The organism is Herminiimonas sp. Marseille-P9896 (genome assembly GCF_903993245.1).
GTDB classification, from domain to species: Bacteria; Pseudomonadota; Gammaproteobacteria; order Burkholderiales; family Burkholderiaceae_D; genus Oxalicibacterium; species Oxalicibacterium contaminans.
In genome coordinates this window covers 750769-775577 of the sequence record NZ_CAJEVT010000003.1, presented here as the reverse complement: position 1 = coordinate 775577, position 24809 = coordinate 750769, and the positions used below count along the sequence as shown (strand labels likewise).

At 53.5% G+C, this 24809-nt stretch carries 22 protein-coding genes and 1 tRNA gene; 18 read left to right on the top strand and 5 right to left on the bottom strand.

The features are described from left to right. The first annotated feature begins 93 nt into the window (after nt 1-93). Entirely contained in the window at nt 94-603 is a 510-nt protein-coding gene (gene bamE, locus H7U06_RS13860; protein WP_175626701.1) for an outer membrane protein assembly factor BamE, read from the top strand. Between the two features lie 158 nt (nt 604-761). On the opposite strand, the gene oxlT is transcribed toward bamE, so the two are convergent. The 4 genes from oxlT to H7U06_RS13840 all read right to left on the bottom strand — a co-directional run bounded on the left by oxlT (nt 762) and on the right by H7U06_RS13840 (nt 5127). Then, a complete protein-coding gene (gene oxlT / locus H7U06_RS13855; RefSeq protein WP_175626700.1) occupies nt 762-2069 on the bottom strand; it encodes an oxalate/formate MFS antiporter in 1308 nt (435 codons plus the stop codon). Between the two features lie 244 nt (nt 2070-2313). Further along, nucleotides 2314-2631: a hypothetical protein gene (locus H7U06_RS13850; protein WP_175626699.1), complete on the bottom strand. Its 318-nt coding sequence runs from the start codon at nt 2629-2631 to the stop codon at nt 2314-2316. A gap of 282 nt (nt 2632-2913) precedes the next feature. Continuing rightward, nucleotides 2914-4257 (bottom strand): NADP-specific glutamate dehydrogenase, encoded by a 1344-nt coding sequence (gene gdhA / locus H7U06_RS13845; protein ID WP_175626698.1) that lies wholly within the window; start codon nt 4255-4257, stop codon nt 2914-2916. Nucleotides 4258-5050: 793 nt separating this feature from the next. Beyond that, a tRNA-Arg gene (locus H7U06_RS13840) sits at nt 5051-5127 on the bottom strand. 310 nt (nt 5128-5437) lie between these two features. Here H7U06_RS13840 and H7U06_RS13835 point away from each other — a divergent pair. From H7U06_RS13835 to H7U06_RS13785, 11 genes are all read left to right on the top strand, one after another. Next, complete coding sequence (locus tag H7U06_RS13835) at nt 5438-6973, top strand: histidine kinase (RefSeq protein WP_370458627.1); 1536 nt, start codon at nt 5438-5440, stop codon at nt 6971-6973. A 109-nt stretch (nt 6974-7082) separates the two neighbouring features. After that, a complete protein-coding gene (locus tag H7U06_RS13830; protein ID WP_175626696.1) occupies nt 7083-7730 on the top strand; it encodes a response regulator transcription factor in 648 nt (215 codons plus the stop codon). Nucleotides 7731-7962: 232 nt separating this feature from the next. Continuing rightward, nucleotides 7963-9555: a GGDEF domain-containing protein gene (locus H7U06_RS13825; RefSeq protein WP_175626695.1), complete on the top strand. Its 1593-nt coding sequence runs from the start codon at nt 7963-7965 to the stop codon at nt 9553-9555. 460 nt (nt 9556-10015) lie between these two features. Then, entirely contained in the window at nt 10016-11527 is a 1512-nt protein-coding gene (locus H7U06_RS13820; protein ID WP_175626694.1) for a flagellin, read from the top strand. Between the two features lie 83 nt (nt 11528-11610). Next, a complete protein-coding gene (locus H7U06_RS13815) occupies nt 11611-11988 on the top strand; it encodes a flagellar protein FlaG (protein WP_175626693.1) in 378 nt (125 codons plus the stop codon). Nucleotides 11989-12084: 96 nt separating this feature from the next. Then, complete coding sequence (gene fliD, locus H7U06_RS13810; protein ID WP_175626692.1) at nt 12085-14106, top strand: flagellar filament capping protein FliD; 2022 nt, start codon at nt 12085-12087, stop codon at nt 14104-14106. Nucleotides 14107-14127: 21 nt separating this feature from the next. Then, nucleotides 14128-14616: a flagellar export chaperone FliS gene (gene fliS, locus H7U06_RS13805; RefSeq protein ID WP_175626691.1), complete on the top strand. Its 489-nt coding sequence runs from the start codon at nt 14128-14130 to the stop codon at nt 14614-14616. A gap of 6 nt (nt 14617-14622) precedes the next feature. Continuing rightward, nucleotides 14623-14961: a flagellar protein FliT gene (locus H7U06_RS13800; RefSeq protein WP_175626870.1), complete on the top strand. Its 339-nt coding sequence runs from the start codon at nt 14623-14625 to the stop codon at nt 14959-14961. 55 nt (nt 14962-15016) lie between these two features. Further along, on the top strand, nt 15017-16114 hold the full coding sequence (locus H7U06_RS13795; RefSeq protein WP_254873244.1) for a flagellar hook-length control protein FliK: 1098 nt from the start codon (nt 15017-15019) through the stop codon (nt 16112-16114). A gap of 4 nt (nt 16115-16118) precedes the next feature. Further along, nucleotides 16119-16406, top strand: a complete 288-nt coding sequence (locus tag H7U06_RS13790; RefSeq protein WP_175626689.1) for an EscU/YscU/HrcU family type III secretion system export apparatus switch protein — start codon at nt 16119-16121, stop codon at nt 16404-16406. 53 nt (nt 16407-16459) lie between these two features. Continuing rightward, the gene (locus tag H7U06_RS13785) at nt 16460-17218 is read left to right on the top strand and encodes a flagellar brake protein (RefSeq protein ID WP_175626688.1); all 759 of its coding nucleotides are present in this window, start codon (nt 16460-16462) and stop codon (nt 17216-17218) included. Between the two features lie 150 nt (nt 17219-17368). On the opposite strand, the gene fliE is transcribed toward H7U06_RS13785, so the two are convergent. After that, complete coding sequence (fliE, locus tag H7U06_RS13780) at nt 17369-17722, bottom strand: flagellar hook-basal body complex protein FliE (protein WP_175626869.1); 354 nt, start codon at nt 17720-17722, stop codon at nt 17369-17371. Nucleotides 17723-17988: 266 nt separating this feature from the next. Here fliE and fliF point away from each other — a divergent pair, with 266 nt between their 5' ends. Genes fliF through H7U06_RS13750 form a run of 6 tightly spaced genes read left to right on the top strand, consistent with a single transcriptional unit; the run spans nt 17989 to nt 24512 of the window. Beyond that, a complete protein-coding gene (fliF, locus tag H7U06_RS13775) occupies nt 17989-19740 on the top strand; it encodes a flagellar basal-body MS-ring/collar protein FliF (protein WP_175626687.1) in 1752 nt (583 codons plus the stop codon). Beyond that, nucleotides 19733-20728, top strand: coding sequence for a flagellar motor switch protein FliG (gene fliG, locus H7U06_RS13770; RefSeq protein WP_175626686.1), 996 nt, complete (start codon nt 19733-19735; stop codon nt 20726-20728). Before fliF ends, fliG begins: the two co-directional genes overlap by 8 nt. Then, nucleotides 20721-21419, top strand: a complete 699-nt coding sequence (gene fliH / locus H7U06_RS13765; RefSeq protein ID WP_175626685.1) for a flagellar assembly protein FliH — start codon at nt 20721-20723, stop codon at nt 21417-21419. Before fliG ends, fliH begins: the two co-directional genes overlap by 8 nt. Beyond that, complete coding sequence (fliI, locus tag H7U06_RS13760) at nt 21419-22822, top strand: flagellar protein export ATPase FliI (protein ID WP_175626684.1); 1404 nt, start codon at nt 21419-21421, stop codon at nt 22820-22822. The genes fliH and fliI overlap by 1 nt, the downstream gene beginning before the upstream one ends. A 35-nt stretch (nt 22823-22857) precedes the next feature. Beyond that, the gene (fliJ, locus tag H7U06_RS13755; protein WP_175626683.1) at nt 22858-23298 is read left to right on the top strand and encodes a flagellar export protein FliJ; all 441 of its coding nucleotides are present in this window, start codon (nt 22858-22860) and stop codon (nt 23296-23298) included. A gap of 23 nt (nt 23299-23321) precedes the next feature. Next, entirely contained in the window at nt 23322-24512 is a 1191-nt protein-coding gene (locus tag H7U06_RS13750) for a flagellar hook-length control protein FliK (protein WP_175626682.1), read from the top strand. The last annotated feature ends 297 nt before the right edge of the window (nt 24513-24809 follow it).

Genomic DNA, 24809 nt, shown 5'->3' with positions numbered 1-24809 from the left:
ATTAAAAAAACTGGTCGAATTAACCAGCCCCGCAGTATAGCGGAAAGACCTAGCCGATTCAAACACTTAGCGTATTTATTTAAGGAAAACAGCATGAAATATGGTCAAAAAGCAATCTTGGGGGGATTACTCCTGATGCTGGGCGCTTGCGCCAGCTTCATGCCACCACCTATTAACATCGGCGAACCCGAGGCTTCAGTCGTCTCCAAGCTGGGACAACCCACCTCCCGGATCGAGGATAAAAACGGGTATTTGCTGGAGTATACGCGCAACCCGTGGGGCCAGGCCACCAATATGGCGCGCTTTGACCGCAGCGGCAGGCTGGTTTCCTATGAACAAGTGTTAACAGTAGAAAAATTCGCCACCATCAAACCCGGCATCGCGACCAAGGATGATGTGCTGCGCACCATAGGCCACCCTTCCGAGACTTCCTACCTCTCCAGGTTGCAACTTGAAGTCTGGAGCTATCCATACAAGGAAGCTGGCGTCTGGAACTCCGTGATGCATGTGCATTTCGACAATAACGGCGTGGTCAAGATGATGCAAAACGCGCAGGATATGCGTTTTGAGCGGGATGGCATGTTTGGCTTCGGGCGCATGTAAAACAACGGCAAATTTGCAATAAACGTCCGTAAACACAAAAAGGCTGATGCTTATGGCATCAGCCTTTTTTATCGCCCTCCTCACAGGGAGCGCTGCTTCAGGAGCCTGGCGCCACGATCATGGCGGCGCGCAAGCCCTGAGAATTCACTACCAGCCGATTAAGCTGTAACGCGTTTGTCTTCCGACGAAGCTTGCAATGCTGCTTCTTTAGCCTGCATGTTTTTACGCATAGGGCTCAAGATCAGTTTTGCCGACAAGCCAGCGAAGATTGTGATGATTGCTGCAACCACGAATACGCGGCTCCAGCCACCACCAGCAGCCAGTACCGATGCCAGTGGCACCAACAAAGCAGCGGTACCTTTAGCGGTGTACAGGGTACCCGAGTTACCAGCAGCAAATTTGCTACCGAAGATGTCAGCGCAGATTGCTGGGAAGATCGAGAAGATTTCACCCCAGAACAGGAAGATCAAGGCTGCGAAGAACATGAACGCGTACATATTGTGGCCCCAGGTCATCAAGCCCAACAGTGCCAGGCCTTCGCCGATGAAGACGATGAACATGGTGTTTTCACGACCGATTTTGTCGGAGATGAAACCACACAGTGGACGGGTGATGCCGTTGGCAACGTTGTCGATCGACAAGGTCATGGTCAACAGTGGCAAGGTAACGCCGAACAGGGTAACTGGCAGCGAAGCAAGGCCGTAGTCGTTAGCGATAGGACCCAATTGCGCAGTTGCCATCAAGCCACCGGAAGCAACCAGGACGAACATCAGGTACAGAACCCAGAATACTGGCGATTTCAGCATTTGCTTGGTGGTGTAATCAACCTTGGTAGCGGAACCGGCTTTAGCCAATGCAGCTTTAGGTGCAACTGGTTTTACCAGCAACATCGACAGGATGAAGATACTTACGCCTTGGATGATACCGAAGGTGAAAAAGGTTTTTTCGTAGCCAGCCGATTGGATCATGTTAGCGATAGGAATCACTGTGATCGCAGCACCAGCACCGAAACCGGCAGCGGTCAAACCAGCTGCCAGACCACGACGGTCCGGGAACCATTTCAACGCATTACCAACGCAAGTACCGTAGACGCAACCAGCGCCAATACCCGACACAACTGCACCTGCGTACAGCATAGGCAGCGACGAAGCGAAGCTGTAGATGATCCAGCCCAGGCCAGCACAGATTGCACCACCGGCAACAACAGGACGAGGACCGAATTTATCGACCAGGTAACCTTCGATAGGTACCAGCCATGTTTCGGTCACGATAAAGATCGAGAATGCGAGTTGAATCGCAGCCTTGCCCCAGTGATGGGCATTGTCCATCGGTGTTACGAACAAGGTCCAGCCATACTGCAAGTTCGCCACGAAACCCATACATACGATACCGATGACGAGTTGCATCCAGCGATTTTTGTAACCTGTGCCGGCTTGTACAGCCGTGCTTGTTTGATTGTTGCTCATTTCTAACCACCTCTCAAGAAGTCATAAACGTTGAAACAGAGTCGGTCTGGCCATAACGGGCCACCAGCTTGTTTCGAATGAATTGTTTGACGGCAGGCATCCGAATAAGGAAACGTAAGGTTTCCGATGTGGGTCAAGACCATCGACGATCTGTGACTTATTCGTGTGATTGATGACGTTGACCAACACGGCCAGATGTGTGCGCATGGATAGAAACAGCGCACGCCATTACGTCAAATGCCTGCTATACGACTGGAGGTGCGCGGGAGCGATATGGTAGCGCGGCTACCGAGAGGAATTGCTCGAAAGTGACTTCGAGCTTGGCCACGATCATCTGTGGCACAAACGGTTGGATCGACAGCGACGATGCGCCGTCATCGAATTCGTCTAATGCAAGGTGTTTGGAGAGATTACCATCAGCGGAGTCGCCCTCTTCGAGCGTACATTGATGGTCGAAAGCCGTTTGTTGTACATATGTCAGCGCACCAGCGAACGCAACGTGCTGCGAAAACAGCAGCAGGAAGGCGAACCAGATATAGACAAAGGATGAACGGGATTTCATGTTTGAGGTGACCTCGCTAGTGACAGGTGAAACCAGTTACAAGCAAAATCCATTCGACTCATTTATTTCATCAATGAAGCAATTATAGATCTTTTCGGCGTTTGCTGCCCGACAGATATTCGATCGCCGACTGACAGATATTCGATCCGTCCATAATGGCACAGTTTGGGATGCTCGACCAACGCTAGTTGATGAGGGATAACACGTAGAAAAAGAAACGCTTCCGTTAAGGAAGCGTTCAGATTGATGCCAGGAAGCAAAGTATTAAGCAAATAGTACTACTTAATAAACGCCCTGCGCCAAGATCGCGTCTGCCAGCTTGACGAAGCCAGCGATGTTCGCGCCATCAACATAGTTGATAGAACCATCAGCACGTTTGCCGTGATGTGCGCAGTTGGCGTGGATTTCTTTCATGATGCTATGCAAACGCTCGTCAACTTCAGCGTGGTGCCAGGACAGGCGCAAGGCATTCTGCGACATTTCCAGACCGGAAGTAGCAACACCACCTGCATTGCTGGCTTTGCCAGGTGCGTACAGGATACGTGCATTGATGAAAGCATCAACCGCTTCCAGCGTCGAAGGCATGTTGGCGCCTTCGGCTACGCATACAACACCGTTCTTGATCAGGGTTGCCGCATCGTTACCGTCCAGCTCATTCTGCGTTGCGCAAGGCAAGGCGATCTGTACCGGGATATGCCAAGGACGCTTGCCCTCTTCGTATTGCAACTTGAATTGTTTGGCGAACTCTTCAACACGACCGCGTTTGACGTTCTTCAATTCTTTCATGGCTTCCAGCTTCTCTTCGTTGAAGCCGTCTTTATCGTAAACGGTACCGCCGGAGTCAGACATCGCCACGACTTTCGCATTCAGCTCCATCGCTTTTTCAACTGCAAACTGCGCGACGTTACCGGAGCCGGAAACCGAAACTGTCATGCCGTCGAATGACTTGCCGCTATGACGCAGCATTTCTTCAGCAAAATAGACTGTACCGTAACCGGTCGCTTCAGGACGCATCAGGCTACCACCGTAGGCCAGGCTCTTACCTGTGAAAACGGCCGAAGTATCATTCGACAGCTTCTTCATCATGCCAGCCATGTAACCAACTTCACGCGCACCAACGCCAATGTCGCCAGCCGGAATATCGGTATCCGAACCAAGGTGACGATACAGTTCAAACATCAAAGCCTGGCAGAAACGCATCACTTCGCCATCGCTCTTGCCCTTAGGATCGAAATCGGAACCGCCCTTGCCACCACCCATAGGCAGGGTCGTCAATGCATTCTTAAAGCTTTGCTCGAATGCGAGGAACTTCAGGATGGACAGATTGACCGATGGGTGGAAACGCATACCGCCCTTGAACGGACCAATCGCCGAGCTGTGCTGGATACGGAAAGCACGATTGACCTGCACCTGGCCACGATCATCCACCCATGACACACGAAACTGAATGACGCGCTCTGCCTCAACCAGGCGTTCCAGCAAACCATCCTTTGCATACTTCGGATTTTTTTCAATAAAAGGCCACAAGCTGAGCATGACCTCTTTAACAGCTTGCAAAAATTCTGGTTGATGAGGGTCGCGCTTGGCGACCATGGCAAGAAAGCCGTCCACGGTGGCGTGAGTCAAAATTGCTCCTAACAATAAATGGGGGAAGTGCGCATCCGGTTCAGTACCGGATCACAGTCTGCGATCGCAATTGATGTATAGCGTCGCTTTACTACGTGAAGGAATAGGCTGAATCTGCATCTTTCACAGAGCGCACTATTTTAGTGCAATTCGACAAGATAAGCAGCTAAAAGCTATCTGCCATGTTACAAATATGTTGAAAAATATCGACGTCTAACAGGCGCTTGCAATTATTCCGGGTGCTGCCAAGTCTGAAAACGACCGGCTGTGACCTACACAGGACGCATACAATCAACCCGAAAATTTGTGCTGCGGCGGAAAACTAACGACCAGCATGCACAATCAGAAACCGCTCGCGCCTGACCACAAGGAGCCGCCTGCACCCTAGTTAGCAGTCCGCCTCAATCCCGAACAAAGATGAGAACAGCATGTGCCTGCGGCTAAAAAGTTCGATCCATCCATTCGGGGACCACGCCGGGACGCATTCCAATTACCGCAACGCCCCTCACATCAGACGATGCGACAAGCACTTTTATGCAAGCAACGAGATCAAGCCAACCACCTGATGCAGGACGCCATCCGCTATTACTTAGGATATGGATAAAAATTTGGAGAATAGAAAGAATTGGGAGCTCTACACCGCCCACCAATGAGGTGCGGACTTAGCAAACCGTTCGCTTTTTAGCTTTGCAAAACAGGACAGGAGGAAGCCTTTGTTTAGCCGTATCGCGCACGAGGCAAATCGAATCCAGAAAAGAAAAAAGGGCCCATCTTGCGATGGACCCTTTATATCTGGTGCGGCTGGCAGGAATCGAACCCACGACCCCTTGGTTCGTAGCCAAGTACTCTATCCAGCTGAGCTACAGCCGCGAAAGAAAAAATTATAGCATGACTATATTTCAGATTGGAAGCCTTGATTGCAATTTTTTATCTAAATAATTCTACAAAGGCATTTTTCCTCATTCCACGCAAAGTAGCACTCCCTCATTCGACAGTTCTCCAATCTGCCGTCTTTCTCAAGACGGGCCGATATAGGGCCATCAATAAATTGCCGCAGACATCAACGCCCGCCCCTACAACTGTAAATAACTACGAGCATGAATACGAATAACTTATGCTAAAGTCGTCGCAGTTGTTTTCAGTTGAAATAACATCCAACATTTAGCTTGCAGGAGACGAGATGCCTGGTCACCGCGCTACAAGCAAAAGACATATTGAACAAAAGGGAATTGTCATTAACACGATGCATGCTGAGTGGTTGCCAACGATCTTGCAAGGATCGTCCAGCGAAATCTACGTTTTAAACTACAACACATTACGCTTTGAGTACGTCAATCCAAGTGCATGCAAAAACCTGCAATACAACCACGATGAATTAAGTGCGATGTCGCCCACCTGCATCGCCAGGGATGTCACGCAAGAAGCGTACGCGCAGTTTATCCGAGATCTGCAAAACGACAGCAATACCTCCGTCTCCATCAGTACCCAGCACACACGCAAGGATGGCAGCAGCTATCCGATCGAATTCCAGTTGTTCTACTTGGCATCCGACACGACACCGGCCATCATCGCTATCGGCAATGATGTCAGTTCGCGCTACAAATCAGACAAGGCATTGCGCGCCAGCGAAGCGCGCCTGAGTACGATGGTGTCCAATACACCGGGCCTGGTTTATCAGTTCCGCCTCCGCAAGGATGGAAGGTTCTCCTTCCCTTATGTCAGCGATGGCTGCGAAGCCTTGCTGGGCATCAGTTCAGAAAAACTATGCGACAACCCGACCCTGTTTACCGGTTTGATTTTGCATCAGGACATGTCTTCATTCCGCGACACCATGCGTATCTCTGCCGAGCAGATGAGCAACTGGAACTGGGAAGGCCGGATCTGGGTCGAGGAATGGAAAGACATCAAGTGGATTAATCTGCGCGCCACCCCGCGTGCACTGGATGATGACAGTGTGCAGTGGGAAGGCATCATGACAAATATCACCGCCAGCAAACTCGAGCAGGAAGAAATCATCCGTTCCCGCGCGCAGCTCGCTGAGCTGTCGGCACACGTCAATACCGTTAAAGAACAAGAACGCACCCGCATCGCCCGCGAGATACATGACGATCTCGGCGGCAACCTGACCGCGATCAAAATGGCTTTGGCGCTATTAACACGACGCTTGCCGACCAAATCTCCGGAGCTATATGAGAAAGCCGCCTACGTTGAGTCACTGGTAGACCGCACGATAGAAACCGTGCACCGCATCGCTGGCGACCTACGTCCCGGCATACTCGATTTCGGCCTGGTCGCTGCGATCGACTGGCAAAGCAAGGAATTCGAGAAGCAAATGGGCATGCCATGTGAATTTGTTTCAAACAAGGCGGAAATAGATCTGGATATGGATCAGGCGACAGCGTTGTTCCGCATCTTCCAGGAAGCGCTGACCAATATTGCCAAACATGCGCAAGCCAGCCTGGTAACGGTACAGCTCATGCATACGCCGCAGTATGTACGGCTGGAGATTATCGATAACGGACGCGGCATAGAGCTGGCGGATCGCGCAAAACCAAAATCATTTGGTATACGTGGCATGGTCGAGCGTTCGGTGGCATTAGGCGGCAGCCTTTCTGTCAGCACCGCGCCGAAAGGTGGCACAGTCGTTGCTATTAACCTGCCTTTGCCCACTAGGCCGGTATCTGACAATATCCAGACGAATAATATTGGGCATTAAGCGACAGAATTTGGCGGTCAGGAACCTTGTTGCGCCAAAATTTGTCACATATAGACAAATAGTTAACTCGAATCTGGCACTGCTATCCAGACAGCCATAAAGCATAACAATGACAACGAAGAACGTAATTAAAGTCTTGATTGCCGACGATCATGCGATCGTACGTGAGGGTTTAAAGCAAATTCTTGCTGACACGAAAGATATCGTTGTAGCGGGTCATGCCGAAAACGGCATCGAAGCGATCAAGCTTACCCGTGAAGGTACTTGTCAGGTGCTGTTGCTGGATATTTCGATGCCGGATCGTAGCGGGATAGAAGTACTAAAGCAGGTCAAGAAGGAATCCCCAAAGACCGCCGTTCTCATGCTCTCCATGCATCGCGAAGATCAATACGCGATACGCTCACTCAAGGCCGGCGCCTCCGGCTACCTGAATAAACAAAGCGCACCAGCCGAACTGGTAAATGCAATCCGCCAGGTTGCCGCTGGCCGTAAATACATTAGCGCTGCGCTCGCACAAGAGCTGGCCAACCAGATCAGCGACGACCACGAAACACCGCTGCATGAAACCCTGTCTGATCGCGAATACCAGACCCTGACCATGATTGCTTCCGGCAAAACCGTCAGTGACATCGCCACCGAACTGGTGCTGTCAGTCAAAACCATCAGCATGTATCGCTCACGCTTATTGCAGAAAATGAAACTTCGCCATAATGCGGAGTTGACGCATTACGCGATCAAAAATCATTTGGTCGATTGATTTACGCAACTGATCAGTTGCCACCTCGCCTGCTCTGCCTGCGCTCACAATCTTTAGCTTTAAGACAAGGAAAGCCGTGCCATTTGGCGGTTTTTGTTGCATTTTGGATAAAGCGTCAAAGTGGTCAGCATTTGCCTGCTTAATCCCCTTATCAGACTTGTCTGCATAGTTATATTATTGCGAAACAGGCCGATATCCGGTCCATCAACAATAAAGAAACGCGCGTGCATTCATGCAAGACAAGCGAGACACCCCGCCACAAAACCCTGCTGAAATCGCACGAGAAGCCTTTCGCCAATTGGCCGTCCGCAGAATAGCCCCGACCCCGGACGCTTATCGCGCCATTTACGACGAGATCGCTGGTTATACGCCGCAACCCACTCCGGAAGAAATCCTGAGCGAGTTTGCCGCTTCCTTGTCGACGGCACCAGACGGTGTCGCCATCATAGGCAAAACCCTGGAAGAAGCAGCCTCCACCTCGTACTGGCCAGACTTCAGCAAGGGACTGACGCAACTGGTCAAGCATTACCAGACACAGCTGGCGATACAAACCAATAGTGCCGCCAATACCGCGGCAGCCCCGGTTGCTGCCAGCAGCGCCGGTTTGTCCCTGGTTGACGATCCACAACCTGCCCTCCTGCGCGATTTGCTGACACGCACACTGACTTTGGCAGTGGCTTCCCTCTTGCAGGGTGCCCCTGAGCTAGCCGCGGAGGCAGAGGCACTCGGCCGCTCGATCAAGGATGCGAAAACCGAAGCCAGCCTGAATGAAGTCTCCGGCAAGCTCAAGCAACTCTGCTTCAAGATCGAACTCAAGAGCGGCGACATGGCGCAGCAGCAGGAAATGCTGTTGCGATTGTTCCGCCTGCTGCTGGAAAACATAGGCGGCCTGCTGGAGCAGGACTCATGGATGCACGGACAGATTGAAGCAGTACGCGATTTGATTTCGGCGCCTATCAATGACGTTGCGCTCAATGAAGTGATGCGCAGTCTGAAAGAAGTTATCTACAAACAAGGCACGTTGAAGAACAGCATCAACGACGCCAAGGTTTCCGTCAAAAACATGGTCAACACATTTATCGATCGTCTGGCAGACATAGCCAATAGCACCGGCAACTACCACCAGCAAATTGACCGGTATTCAAAAGAACTCACACAAACTGCGGATATCAACAAGCTGAGCAAAATCCTCGACGAGGTCAAACGCGAAACACGTATCGCGCAAACCGAAGCGCTGCGCTCGCGTGACATCGTACTGGCAGCACGCAAGGATGTCGAAGATGCAGAAGCACGCATACATAATCTGGAACAGCAACTTGAACAGATGAGCGAACTGGTGCGTGAAGATCAGCTCACCGGCAGTCTCAACCGCCGCGGCCTGGATGATGTGCTGGAACGCGAGATAGCACGTGCCGACAGACGTGCAACGCCACTGTGCATCGCTATGCTGGATCTGGACGATTTCAAACAGATCAACGACAAGTATGGCCACATCGCTGGTGATGAAGCATTGATCCATTTGGTCCGCGTCATCAAGGAAACGCTGCGCACTATGGATGTCATCGCCCGTTTCGGTGGCGAAGAGTTCCTCATCGTCCTGCCGGATACCCCAATGGAGGAGGCGATCATGACCATCACGCGCCTACAACGTGAGCTGACCAAACAGATTTTCATGCACAACCACACACGCCTGCTGATGACTTTCAGTGCCGGTGTTGCCCTGCGCAAAGAGCTGGAAGACCAGGCCGCGATGATCAAACGTGCAGACATCGCCCTCTACGAAGCGAAAAAAGCCGGCAAAAATCGCGTCATCCCGGCGCAATAAGCTTAAACAGGGGCGGTAAAAACTGCCTTTAATGACGAATTAAGCAATAAAAGCCCTGCAGAGATGCGGGGTTTTTTATTGATTCTTCAGCACGCTGTCACTTTTTCACAATATTTTGCAATTATTTTTTGCTGCGACTGACTGCTCAAACAAGCCAGATAGTGTGTTTTTGGCAATTTCCCATTCGACAGGAATTCGGAAAAATTAAGGGCGATTTCTCTTTTTATTTGTTTTAAATCTCACATTATTTTCTTAAAGATTTTCCAGATAGCGACCGACAAAGGACATATCTGGCTGCAGTTCGGGCGAGACCGGGAAAAAATTAGTTTCAGTCCATCACTAAACTTTTCCCGGAACCGTCCGATAAAACTTACAACGACGCTGCATATGCAATAAATCGCACAGCAGACGTTGAAGTGCTTCAGTCGGACTTCCATCGGACTACAACAGGAGAATTAACATGGCCGCAGTCATTAATACCAACATCTCGTCGCTGAATTCACAACGCAACCTGACCGCATCGCAATCTTCCCTCGCTACTTCGCTGCAACGCCTGTCCTCAGGTCTGCGTATTAACAGCGCGAAAGATGATGCTGCAGGCTTGGCAATTTCTGATCGTATGACCAGCCAGATCAACGGCTTGAATCAAGCAGCACGTAACGCCAACGACGGCATCTCGATGACGCAAACAGCTGAGGGTGGTCTGGCAACAGCAACCGACCTGCTGCAACGTATGCGTACCCTGGCAGTTCAATCTGCTAACGGCACCAACTCCGCATCTGACCGCGCTTCGCTGCAAGAAGAAGTCGGCCAACTGCAACAAGAGTTGAACCGTGTTGCTAACACAACCCAGTTCAACGGCCAAAACGTTCTGGACGGCTCGCTGAGCAACGCTCAATTCCAAGTCGGCGCAAATGCTAACCAAACGATCAACTTCTCGATCGGCAACACCCAAGCGTCCGCTATCGGTAACAATGCGATCAAAAGCAATGGCACAAGCACCGCTGCTACTGCAGGTACAGTCGCTGGTACCATTGGTGCGAATAGCACAGCAGTACAAACATTCACCGTTCAAGGTAACGGTACAACCTCAACCTACGCTGCTGCTGTTGGCGCAAGCGCTTATGCTATCGCTAAAGGTGTCAATGCAGCTTCGGGTTCGACCGGTGTAACTGCAACAGCAACAACTACTGCTACCCTGTCGGCCTTCACTGCAGGCAGCCAATCGTTCACGATCCAAGGCGCACCAAAAGCTGACGGTTCAGCTAACCCAGTTACTGTTACGGCAACAATGGCAACCGCAACTGACGTCGGCGGCCTGGCTGCTGCGATCAATGCCCAATCCGGCGTAACCGGCATCAACGCAATTGCCGATACATCTACGGGTAAAATCTCGCTGACACAAGCGCAAGGCTATGACATCGGTGTAACCAACAACCTTACCGCAAACAACACGACCACATTGACCGGTGCTAGCGGTGCAGGCGTTGCTCTGGTTCGTGGTGCAGCAAATGCTGCAGCAGCAGGTGACTCGGCAACTGTCGGTGGTTCGCTGGCATTCAACTCATCGGGTTCGTTCACAGTCGGCACATCGGCTGCAGGTACCGTGCTCGCCGCAGCTGCTAACTCGAGCGCACTGTCGTCGGTTGCTAGCATCGACATCACCACGCTGACCAACGGTATCCCAAGCGGCGCTAACGATGCATTGCAAGTCATTGACTCCGCTCTGGCAAACATCAGCTCCTCCCGCGCTTCGCTGGGTGCGTTGCAAAACCGCTTCACATCAGTTGTTTCTTCGCTCAGCACCACCAGCGAAAACTTGAGCGCAGCTCGCAGCCGTATCCTGGATGCTGACTTCGCTTCGGAAACAGCTAACCTGACACGCGGTCAAATCTTGCAACAAGCTGGTACCGCAATGTTGGCACAAGCGAACTCGCTGCCTAACGGCGTGCTCGCTCTGCTCCGTGGCTAATCCTAGCCCGTCAGCAGCGTAGTAAGAAATGAATCCCCGGCTGCATTTTGGTAGCCGGGGATTCGTTACAACAGGAGTCAATTATGGATATCGGACAAATTGCTAGTAGCGCCAAGGCAGGTACACGTATCGATCCGCAACCGTCACCAGTCAGCAGCGCGGTAAATCCCGCAGCCAAAGCAGTCTCTTCCCCTGTGCTCACCACCGGAGCTGTCCAGCAACCGGATGCCGCCAGCGCGCAAAGCCAGGTCGGCCAGGCACTACAAAGCATCAACAAAGCACTGCAAGGCTTATCTTCCAACCTGGAATTTACAGTCGACTCAGACAGCAATCGCACCATCGTCAAGGTAGTTGATCAACAGACGAAGGAAGTCATACGCCAGATGCCGTCGCTCGAAGCGATCGAAATTTCCAAAGCCTTGGATAAGTTGCAAGGTTTGTTGGTGAAGCAAAAAGCATAAATTGCATCAAACAGACGGGTAAATCACCCTCTTACCTTGGGCTTACCCTCGTCTGCCTTCCTATATATTGTGGTTTTTCTCTAGCAGGAGAAGCAAATGGCCGTTTCATCAATCGGCGTTGGCTCCGGTTTACCCCTCGACACCTTATTGACCAATCTCATGACGGCTGAAAGCCAGCCTCTGACATTGATGGCGCAAAAGGAAGCGAGCTATCAAGCCAAGTTAACAGCATACGGCACCCTCAGTGGCGCACTCAGCGCATTTCAGACAGCGATGTCATCGCTGGGGAAAAGCTCGACCTTTGAAAACCTGCAAACCACGGTTGCGGACAAAACTATCCTGAGCGGTACTGCAAGCACCAAGGCAGCAACCGGCAACTATCAGATCAATGTCACACAACTGGCGCAGGCGCACAGCCTGTCCACCGCGGGACAAACCAGCAAAACCGCGCTGATCGGCACGGGCGCAACGACGACGCTGACCTTCCAGTTCGGCACCATTAGCGGCGGCACCCTGACCGACGGTGTATATAGCGGCGCGACCTTCACGCAAGACGCCAAACAGGCGACCGGCACCGTCACCATCAAGAATGGCGACAACTCGCTGCAAGGCATACGCGATGCAGTCAATGCTGCCAATATCGGCGTGACCGCGACCCTGGTTTCCAACGGTAGCGCGGCACCTGATCACCTGGTCTTCACATCGAATAAAACCGGTGCGGTTTCCAGCATGAAGATTGATGTCGATGGTGACCCGGCTTTGCAAAGTCTGCTCGGATACGATCCGGCCGGCACCCAATCGCTGAAACAAAACAGCGCAGGACAAAACACCCAATTGACGGTCAATGGCTTCTTCGTCGACAGCCCGACGAATGAAGTCAAGGAAGCGATACAAGGTGTGACCTTGAATGTTTCCAAAATCGGCAACACCACGATGAGCATCGCCAAGGATACGGCTGCGGTGGAGACCAGCGTCAAGGCCTTTATCAAAGCGTACAACGATCTCACCGGCACCATCAAAAAACTGACCGCATACGATGCCACCACCAAGACCGGTGGCCTGCTGGTTGGTGACTCGACGGCTCGTACCATCCAGGAACAGCTCAGCAAGACATTGTCGGCGTCGCTGGAAGGATTGAGCAATACAAATATGTCCTTGCCGCAGCTCGGCGTGACGGTACAACGCGACGGCACACTTGCGCTTGATTCCGCCAAGCTCAGCAAAGTGATGGAGAGCAATTACAACGACATCGCTGGCCTGTTTGCCACGGTCGGTAAGGCTACCGACAGCCTGATCAATTTCAATGCTTCAAGTTCGGCCACCAAGGCTGGCAGCTACGACATCACGGTCACCAAACTGGCCACTCGCGCCGAGATGACCGGCACGGTCAATCTGAATGCCGGCAGCACCACCATTGCGCCCAACACGAAGATGAACATCACGCTCGATGGCGTCAGCGCAAAGATCAATTTGACTGAAGGTACCTACACCGCGAAAGAACTCGCGGCGATGGTGCAGTCTGCCATCAACGGCGCCTCCGAAATTTCGAAGGCAGGTTCCAAAGTAACCGCAACCATAGACAGCAATGGCTTCCTGAATTTGCAATCGGATCGTTACGGCTCCGCTTCCAAAATCAGCATTAACTCTGAAACCGGGACACCAGTCTCAACCTTGCTTGGTTCGGTATCCAGCGGTACCAATGGTGTCGACGTAGAAGGCACCATAGGCGGCATGCTGGCCACCGGCTCCGGCCAGATCCTGACGGCAGCCAAAGGCTCGGATGCAGCTGGACTAAAGATAGAAGTTATCGGCGGCACCCTGGGTAGCCGCGGCAAAATCGACTTCTCGCAAGGTTATGCGGATCGCCTGAGCAAACTCACCGATAGCTTCATCGGTAGTGACGGCCTGATCGCCGGCAATACCAACAGTCTCAACAGCAACATCAAACGCCTGACGGATGATGCGGATGCATTCAAGGTCCGCCTCGCGGCAATTGAGGCACGTTATCGCAAACAATTCACTGCTTTGGATACCCTGGTTTCCAGCATGCAGGCTACGCAAACTTATCTGACACAACAGCTCGCCGCGATTGCTGCGAATACCAGCTCGAGTAGCTAAGTAGAACTCCGGGAGACATCAATGTTTGGATCATCGCAAAGCGGAGCAAACGCCTATGCCAAGGTTGGCATGGAAACTGGCGTGATAGCTGCCAATCCGCACAAACTCATCATCATGCTGTTTGAAGGTGCGCAAATCGCACTCAACAATGCATTGCAGCAAATGCAGGCGGGGAACATCCCCGAAAAAGGCAAGGCTATTTCCAAAGCCATCATGATTATCGAAAATGGCCTGCGTGCCAGCCTCGACAAATCAGTAGGCGGCGAAATCGCTATCAACCTTGATGCGCTGTATGAATACATGGGCGGACGTCTGTTACTCGCAAACCTGAATAACGACCCGGCCATCATTCAGGAAGTACAAACCCTGCTCAACGATATTAAAAGTGCATGGGAAGAAATCGCTCCACAATCCGCCGCACCGGCACCGGTGAACGGATTGCCAGGACAAATACAAGCATCCTCCTACGATGCACTCGCGCCTAACATGTCCCGTTTAATGAAAGCCTGATCGATGATGAACGAACAAGAAATCATTTGTCTGTACGAAAACGTTGCGACCATAACCGATCAGATGCTGGCTGCTGCACGCAGCGGTGATTGGGAAGAATTGACGGCACTCGAACAACGCTGTGCGGCGCAGGTAAACATCCTGAAAAACGGTGAGGCACCGGTTGCATTGACAGGTGCAGAGCGTGAACGCAAGGTAGAGATCATTAAAAAGATCCTGGCTGATGACCGTGAAATCCGTAACATCACCGAACCATGGATGGCCAAACTATCCATGCTCATCAATAGCACTGGGACTGAGCGCAAACTCAATCACGCCTATGGTGCCGGTGGCCGTTCGAATTAATCCGGATTAACTTATGCTGCCACGGGCCGATATCACAGGTACCCGGCCCGTAATCTTGATCGAGGCAACCACGCCGGCAACGGCGTTGGGACAAGCCAAACAGGAATCACTAGACCGGCTCATCCAGCTTACGCTTGGCAAGGAATACCAGGCGCAAGTGTTGTCACGCCTGGCTGACGGCAATTTCCTCGTCAAGATCAATAATGCGCCTGCCAACATGGCGCTGCCGCCCGGCACCAAAGCGGGCGACACCTTGGATCTGACACTGCTGGCGGTCCAGCCACGCCCTACTTTCCTGCTCGGCAAACCTGATCCCGGTGCGACTATCTCACTGAGTAACGCCGGACGTCTGATCGGTAATATGCTGCAGCAGACGCAAGAAGGCAGCATGCCAACTACCCTGGTCGGAAAAGCTCCGGTGCTGAGTACTCCTGGCGCACCAGCTCCGCAAATCGCCGCAGCCCTACAGAACACGATAGCCTTCAGCGGTCTGTTCTATGAGTCGCACGTGGCGCAATGGGCACTCGGCGCACGTCCGACGGCAGACTTGCTGCGTGAGCCACCAGCCAAGCGCGTTGCTACCTCGATCCTCGGTACGCCACAACCGACACCGGCATCGGAACCAGAAACTGGCGGCGAGCTGAATCGCCTCGTCAATAATCTGCGTGGCCTGGTGACCGGCGAACGCGCCCAACCCGCAGACGCACAAAAGGTAGCGGTACTGACACGTAGCGCTGACCTGCAGGAAGCGATAGCACCTGTTAGCAACAAACAGCCTGAAGTGGCAGGCGCCGAAGCGGTCAAGCTGATCAGCCTGCAACTCGATGCGCTGGAGCAGCGCCGCATCATGTGGCAAGGCGAACTATTCCCCGGGCAACCGCTGGAATGGGAAATCAAGGACGAAACGCCGCAAAAGGGCAAAGATCAGGCCGAACCGGAGCCGGTCTGGAACAGCACAGTAAAGTTTTCCCTGCCGACGCTGGGTGCAGTATCCGCATCCATCAGACTGGTAGGAGACCGGGTACAAATACAGGTTAATACGCCCAGTGCAGAAACCGCCAGCGCCTTGCGTACGCATGGCGAGTTACTGGCCGATGCACTGGGTGCAGCAGGATCGCCGCTGGAATCATTCCTGGTGAAGCAAGGGGGATAACAGGATGGACAAACCCACCCCGCCCCAGCAAGCCGTTGCGCTTGCCTACCAGAGTAATGACTCAGCGCCACGTGTCGTGGCGAAGGGACGCGGTGCAATTGCCGAACAAATCATAGAACGCGCCAGAGAACATGGCGTTGCCATCCATGAGTCGAAAGAGTTGGTGGCACTTCTATTGCAAGTTGAGCTGGATGAGCATATCCCGCCTGCCCTGTACCGGGCAGTGGCGGAACTCCTGGCGTGGTTATATCGCGTTGAGGCTGCCCAACAAGGCGGCGGCAATGTATCATGACCAGTTGCAATTTTTAGTGCCGGTGAATCACCTACGGTTTTAAAGAAATAATAATGACACTTGTAAGCGACTACGAAAATGACGACATGAACCCGTTCCGGGTTCGCTCACGCCGGGAAGTTATTGCCTTGCTGCGCAGCATAGGCGAGCGCAACCAGCTGGTCCGTATGGTCATCAATCACGGTGCCGACACAATTGTCACATCCATTCTCAACATAGACGAAACAAATGACACGGTCCTGCTGGATTGTGCACCGACCGCGATCATGAACCAGCGGGTGCTGGACAGTAAACGTCTGTCATTTGAAACCGTACTGGAAAATATCCGCATCCTGTTCACCGCACCATCGGCCGAAAGCTGCGTCTACGAAAACCTGCCAGCTTTCGTGATCGATTTGCCGACCAGCGTCATACGCTTGCAGCGTCGTGAGTTTTATCGCGTACCGACACCACTGACTTCTCCGGTGTCCTGCATCGTTCCTTACACCCGGGAAGGCGTCACGACCGAAATCCCCACTACCCTGCACAACATCAGTGGCGGCGGGATCTCCATCGTCGACGAAAAGAAACTGCTGGGTACGGCCATAGGCCAGACTTATGATAATTGCAAGATTGATTTACCCGGCAGCGGTGTCATCACCGTTACACTGCAAGTCCGCAATGTGCTGGAACTGACGCTGACCAATGGCAAAAGCATCAATCGCCTCGGCTGTGAATTCATACGTCCATCGAACGGCACCCTCGCCGTGGTGCAAAAATACATCACCAAAATAGAACGCGAGCAAAACGCCAAAGCGACCGGACTCGGCTAAATCCGGGTCGGTTCAAGGTTCAGATAAGTACTGAGCTGGATACTGCGGGAAGACGATGCCGCGCAATGCGGCATCTGAAGATAATCTGAAGTGGGTGCTGCAGGAAAAATACCGGGGCTGAACAGCCCCGTTTTCTTATTTGTTTCTTGCTTACACCTGCATATTCATCATTTCCTGATAGGCCGATACCAGCTTGTTGCGTACTTGCACCGTTGCCTGGAATGAAATACTCGCCTTTTGCATCGAAATCATTACATCTGACAGATTGACGCTGTCATCCCCCATCGAAAATTTCTCGCCCATCTGATTGGCGGTGCTCTGCGCACTGGCCACATTATCGAGCGACGCTTTCAGGGCCTGTGAAAAGTCGGCGCGGGTCGCCGTCTTTTCCGGTTGCGCCATCCCGCCCAGCGGATTCACCGCAGGCTGGGAGCGCGCTGCGGCGGCTCTGAGCTGTGCCACCATCGCGTCTATCGCGCTTGAATCAATTCCACCGACTTTCATCATTCTCTCCATCTTGTTGCTTGCAAGCACTATAATTGCCTAAGCTGATCTTGATCTGTTGCCCACAAGGGTGTTCAAACTACCTCGACAAGTTATCACGCACCCTGATTTGGATCGGGCTGATAAGCCATAGAAATATTGCTCTATTCCAAAGATTGAAATTCCCCGCAAGCCCGACAATTCAAGCTACGGAAAAAAGCTTGAATAGCGAGAACAGCGATGAATACACCAATCCGATTTGACGATAGCCACGCAGGAGCACAATCATGGCAGTAGTCGTAGCAGGCGAAGGCGGTCTGCCACCTGGCGTTCCGGCCGAGGCAAACGCCACCCCTAATATGCAAAACTCCTTCATGGATATGGCGAAGTCGCCGAACGGACGCAAGGTATTGCTGATGTTGGGTAGCGCAGCCGTAATCGCCGTCATGATCGCACTGGTGCTGTGGAGCCAAAAGCCGGAATACAAGGTGCTTTTCTCCAATTTTTCAGATCGCGACGGCGGCGCCATCATGTCGTCACTGCAGGCATCCAACGTTCCTTACAAATTCGCTGAAGGCGGCGGTGCCATCTTGGTTCCGGCCGATAAAGTCCACGAAATCCGTTTGAAACTGGCGGCTGAAGGCTTGCCTAAAGGCGGCGGCGTCGGCTTCGAGCTGATGGAAAACCAAAAGCTCGGCGTTTCCCAATTCCTCGAACAGGTCAACTTCCAGCGTGCACTCGAAGGCGAACTGGCGCGCTCGATTCAATCAGTAGGCGCAGTGCAGGCCGCACGTGTCCATCTGGCGATGCCAAAAGCATCGGTCTTCGTACGTGACCAGCAAAAACCAACCGCTTCCGTTTTGCTCAACCTGCGTCAGGGTCGCGCGCTCGATCAACAGCAAGTCAGCGCCATCGTCCATCTGGTCGCCAGCAGCGTGCCTGAGCTGTCGCCGAAAAACGTCACCATCGTTGATCAATCCGGCAACCTGCTGTCAGAAACCAACAAACCTGCCGGTTCCAATACGCTGGATCCGTCACAACTGAAATATGTACAGGAACTGCAGCAAAGCATCACCAAACGTATTGAATCCATCATCACCCCTATCGTCGGTGCTAATAATATCCGTGCGGAAGCAACGGCTGATGTGGACTTCTCTACCAGCGAACAAGCGGCAGAAATCTACAAACCAAATCAGGTGCCTAACAGCGCTACCGTACGCAGCCTGCAAACCAGCGAATCGCGCGGTAACGGCAATGGCGCGTCAGGTGTACCAGGCGCATTGACCAACCAGCCTGCACCGAATGCGACTGCACCGTTAACAGCGCCACCACTGGCAGCGGACGGCACACCATCGACTGCGACCAATCCACCGGCACCGGGCACACCTGCCGCTGCAGCAGCAGCCGCTGCCAGTGCCGCAGCGAATGCGCAGCCGACACAAAAAGACACGACTACCAACTTCGAAGTGGATAAAACGATCCGCTACGTACAACAACCTATGGGTGGTTTGAAACGCCTGTCGGTCGCGGTCGTCGTCAACTACAAACGTGTGGTAGCGAAAGACGGCAAAGTCACCATCGTCCCTCTGAGCGAAACAGAGAAAAACCAGATCAGTGACCTCGTCAAGGAAGCGATGGGTTACAACAAAGATAGGGGCGATACGCTGAACGTCGTGAATAGTCCTTTCGCCGGCGTGGAAAAAGATGAAATCGTGCAGCCACCACTGTGGGAACGTCCCGAAGTGATTGAGATGGCGATCCAGGCAGCCAAGTACCTGGCGCTCGGCATCATCCTCTTCATGCTCTATCGCAAAATGTTGAAGCCTATGCTCAACAAACTGAACCCACCGCCGCCAGAACCGCTGTCGCTGGAAGATGAAACCGCTGCAGCAGTAGAGAAAATGCATCTGGAAGAAGATGGCAAACCGATGGGCATACAGAATACGTATCAACAGAATCTGGAAGCTGCCAAAGAGCTGGCAAGAAAAGATCCTAAAGTCGTCGCTAACATTGTGAAATCGTGGGTGGGAAATGATTGATAACGGCGTACATAAAGGTGCCATCCTGATGCTCGCACTCGGTGCTGACGAAGCAGCCGAAGTGATGAAGTACCTGGGTCCGCGCGAAGTGCAAAAACTGGGCGCAGCCATGTCCACGATGAAAGCCATCCAGAGCGAAGAACTGGTTGCCGTCCTCAGTGAGTTCCGTGCTGAAACCGAGAAGAACACCTCGCTCGGCCTGGACTCCGATGACTACATCCGCGACGTACTGACCAAGGCGCTGGGCGACGACAAAGCCGCTTCCCTGCTTAACCGCATCCTCGGTGCGCGCGATGCCAGCGGTATTGAAAGCCTGAAATGGATGGATGGCCAATCAGTCGCCGATCTGGTGCGTAACGAACATCCGCAAATCATTGCAACCATCCTGGTTCACCTTGAACGTGACCAGGCATGCGAAGTACTGGAACGCTTTACCGAGCGCCTGCGCAACGACGTGGTATTGCGTATCGCGACACTGGATGGCGTGCAGCCAGCCGCCCTGCGCGAACTCAATGAAGTATTGACCAAGCTGCTGACTGGTAATGAAAACCTGAAGAAAAAACCGATGGGCGGCGTACGTGCTGCCGCGGAGATACTCAACTTCTTCAGCGGTGAAAATGAAATCTCGGTCATGGCGAATCTGAAAAGCTATGACAACGACATGGCACAAAAAATCATGGACGAGATGTTTGTCTTCGACAACATCATGGATATCGAAGATCGTGGCATCCAGTTGTTGTTACGCGAAGTTCAGTCCGAGTCGCTGATCATTGCACTCAAAGGTGCAACCCCAGAACTACGCGAAAAATTCTTCAAGAATATGTCGCAACGTGCCGGTGAAATGATGCGCGAAGATCTGGAATCCAAAGGTCCGGTGCGTCTGTCCGAAGTCGAAACCAATCAAAAAGAAATTCTGCAAATCATCCGCCGCCTGGCAGATGAAGGTCAGCTGACATTGGGCGGCAAAGCGGAAGATGCTTATGTCTAACGTCATCCCGAAAGAGCGCCAGTCCGCTTATCAACGTTGGGAAATGACTTCGTTCAACGAAGTAAAACCCAGCGCCAAAGTCGAACCGGTCAAAGACCATGCCGCCGAACTGGCAGCCGCGAATGCAGCCGCTGCCGCCCACACTGCAAACATTGCAGCCATGGCCGAGCAAATCGAAAACGCGCGTACGGAAGCGCATGCCGAAGGCTATGCCGCTGGCATGGAGGAAGGTCGTGCTGCCGGTCTGGCCGAAGGCCGCGCGCAAGCCGAGCAGGAAAAGCAAACCTTGCTGGATATCGCCGATACCTTCGGCACCGAAGTTGCACAAGCCAACGAACTGATCGCCAGCGATATGCTGGACCTGGCACTCGACCTCGCCAAAGCAATGCTGAAAACCGCGCTCAACGTGCGCCCGGAACTCATCATTCCACTGGTACGCGAAGCCATCCACTACCTGCCTACGCTGCAACAACCTGCGATGCTGCATTTGCATCCGGATGACGCCGCCATCATCGCCACCCACCTCGGCGATGAACTGAGCAGTGCTGCCTGGCGTGTAGTCGAAGATCCGCATATGGATAGAGGCAGCTGCCGTGTCGAAACCGTCACCAACCAGATCGACGCCACCACCACCACCCGCTGGCAACGCATCGCCGCGGCCCTCGGCAAAGAATCTGACTGGCTGATCTGATGCTGACCGACCATCCTAACAGCGGCCGCTGGCAAGCCTATCTGCGCGATTGCCGGATGTTGCTGGACATCGCCGAACCGATGCAGGTATCCGGCCGCATTACGCGTGTCGCTGGCCTGGTCATGGAAGCAGTCGGACTCAAACTCGCGGTCGGCAGCGCCTGTACCGTGCCGCTGGCGAACGGTGCACGCATCGAAGCTGAAGTCGTCGGCTTTGAAAATGACCGTTTATTCCTGATGCCACAAAGCGATGTCGAAGGCATCATCCCTGGCACCCGCGTGTATCCGGTCGAAGTCGTGCAATCGCTACCGCGTCCCGGTGCCGTTACCCACCCGCGCCGTCGTCCTAGCGACCGCGGTCGTCACCTGCCGGTCGGCATAGAGCTATTGGGTCGGGTACTCGATGGCGCTGGTCGCCCGCTCGACAATCTCGGACCACTCAATGCGGCTCATGCTGCGCCGCTGAACGTACGCGCTGCCAATCCATTGTCACGTGCTCCGATTACCGATGTACTGGACGTCGGTGTGCGTGCCATCAACAGCATGCTGACCGTTGGTCGTGGCCAGCGCATGGGGCTGTTCGCAGGTTCCGGCGTCGGCAAGAGCGTCTTGCTCGGCATGATGGCGCGCTACACCACCGCCGATGTGATCGTGGTTGGTCTGATCGGCGAACGGGGTCGTGAGGTCAAGGAATTCATCGAACAAATCCTGGGCGCGGAAGGTCTGGCCCGTTCGGTCGTGGTCGCCGCCCCGGCTGACACACCGCCGCTCATGCGTCTGCAAGGTGCCGCTTACGCCACCGCGATCGCCGAACACTTCCGAGATGAAGGCAAGGATGTCTTGCTGATTATGGATTCGCTGACCCGTTACGCAATGGCGCAACGTGAAATTGCGCTGGCCATCGGTGAGCCACCAGCAACCAAAGGTTATCCGCCATCGGTTTTTGCCAAATTGCCAGCATTGGTCGAACGCGCCGGTAATGGTAAAGAAGGCGGCGGCTCGATTACTGCCTTTTATACCGTGCTGACCGAGGGTGACGATCAACAGGATCCGATTGCCGACTCCGCCCGCGCCATCCTGGACGGCCATATCGTGCTGAACCGCTCGCTGGCTGAAGCCGGTCACTATCCTGCGATCGATATCGAACAATCGATCAGCCGTGCGATGCATAACATCACCACGCCTGAGCACCAGAAGCAGACACGCAAGCTGAAACAGCTGACTTCGCGCTACCAACGCAATCGTGACTTGATCAGCGTGGGCGCTTATAGTGCAGGTTCCGACCCTGTGCTGGATGAGGCGATCGCCCTGAACTCGAAAATAGAGTCATTTTTACAACAGGATATTACCGAACGGTGCGGCATAAACGAGAGCTTGGGGCAACTTGCCTCGCTATTCGACTGATTGCCGCTCCCCTTCAAAAAATATAATTAGTCACGATGGCTACATCTACTGCATTAGACACATTGATCGAACTGGCGACCAAGGAAACTGACGAGGCCGCCAAACGCCTGGGTAAATGCATGAAAACCGCCGAAGAAAGCGAGCAAAAACTGGCCCTGCTGGTGCAATACCGCGATGACTACGCGGCCCGCTTCCAGCAAAACCTGAGCACCGGCTTAAGCGCGCTCGGCTACCAGAATTACCAGCTCTTCCTCGGCAAACTGGAACAAGCTATCAGCAGTCAACAATTGGTAGTACGCGATGCCCACCTGCGTGTAGAGCGGGAACGTTCAGCCTGGCAAGCCAGCGAACGCAAACGCATGTCCTACGGCACCCTGGCCAATCGCGCGGAGAAAACCAGGCAGTTGCAAGAGAATAAACGCGACCAGAAGCAAACTGACGAACACGCGGCAAGAGCCCTGCTCTACAAACGATAAACGATCTAGACGGACGCACAACGATGAACACTACAGCAGTCAACAGCCCTCTCGCAGTATTGCAGGCACCGGTACCCGGCAGCAAACCGGATAGCGCACCCAACGCCGATGCTGGCTCTTTCAATCAAGTGTTGTCACGTGAAATGTCTAACCGCGGCAATACCACCAATAACGCCAGCGAAGCCAGCAAGAATCCGGGCAAGGATACGCCTGCCAATCAGGGCGACAAAACCAAAACCGAAACTGGCCCGACTGCTGAAGCGGCCAAACCGACAGAAGATGGCAAAGTCGCCGCACCGGAAGCCAAAACCGAAGACAGCGATAGCGAACCAGTCACCGTATCGGCAGAATTGCTGGCCTTTGTCGCGGCGCTGACGCAAGCCAATACCGCCGCAGTCGCGACCACCGCACCCGCGGCCAGCGCCGACGCCGAAATCGGCGTTTCGGGCCAAGGCGACGCTGAACTGGATACCGCCGTCGATACCAAATTAAATGGCAACCTGCTGACCGCTGCTGCCGATAGCGAAAAAGAAGCAGTCGGCAAGAAATCCGACTTTGTCGCGGCGCTGGATAAGGCCACCAAAGGCGGTGCAGATGCCAAGAACACACCTGCTGCTGCCACAGCCACTCCGACGACTAAAACTGAAATCGACATCGCCACTGCCATCGCCCAAGGTGCCAAGGCACTGGAGCCTGCCACCGTCAGCAATCCGCAAAACGTTGCGGCTGTCACCGCAGCCGCTCTGCAGCAGTTAAACGATGCACAAGGCCCGCAGTCCAACAAGATCGCGCCGCAAGTCGGCAATCCCGGCTGGGATCAGGCGATCGGCCAGAAAGTCTTGTGGATGGTGCAAGGCGCGCAACAAAGCGCCACCCTGACACTGAATCCGCCCGACCTCGGTCCTATGCAGGTCACGGTACACGTCAATAACAACCAGGCCACCGCCAACTTCACCGCGCACCAGCCTGAAGTACGCCATGCGCTGGAAGCTGCGATGCCGCGCCTGCGCGAGATGCTTAATGATGCGGGCATCCAGCTGGGCCAATCCAACGTCAGCGCCGGCACACCTAACCAGCAAGGCGGCTTTGGCGAACAACGTCAAAGCAGCGGCGCACGCCAGTCGAATCAAATTGATATCGCCGACTCAGCAGTCCACGTCAGTCATGTCCCGACCCCAGCCAGCGGCAATGGCCTGGTCGACACCTTTGCCTGATCACTGAGCGCGAAGGGGCGCGGCACGCATCCCCTTCTCCCCCTCGAAATAAGCACAGCCGGCCATCAGCGCAGTCGCCGAACTGCAACGTCAGCAGGATCATCTGAAAAATTCGTACAGTTTTCGTCTGTCACGGGTGTTTGCCGCAATTAATAATGGTTTAATAGCGACTGCAGCCTTGCTTCGGTAGTGCAGTACCAAACCGGGGCAAGCAAGAAGAATCGACCCAGGCCCGGAAAAGGCGAATACGTCGATATGCGTCGTGTTCCCCTCTCTTTTCAATGCATCCTGTGTGTC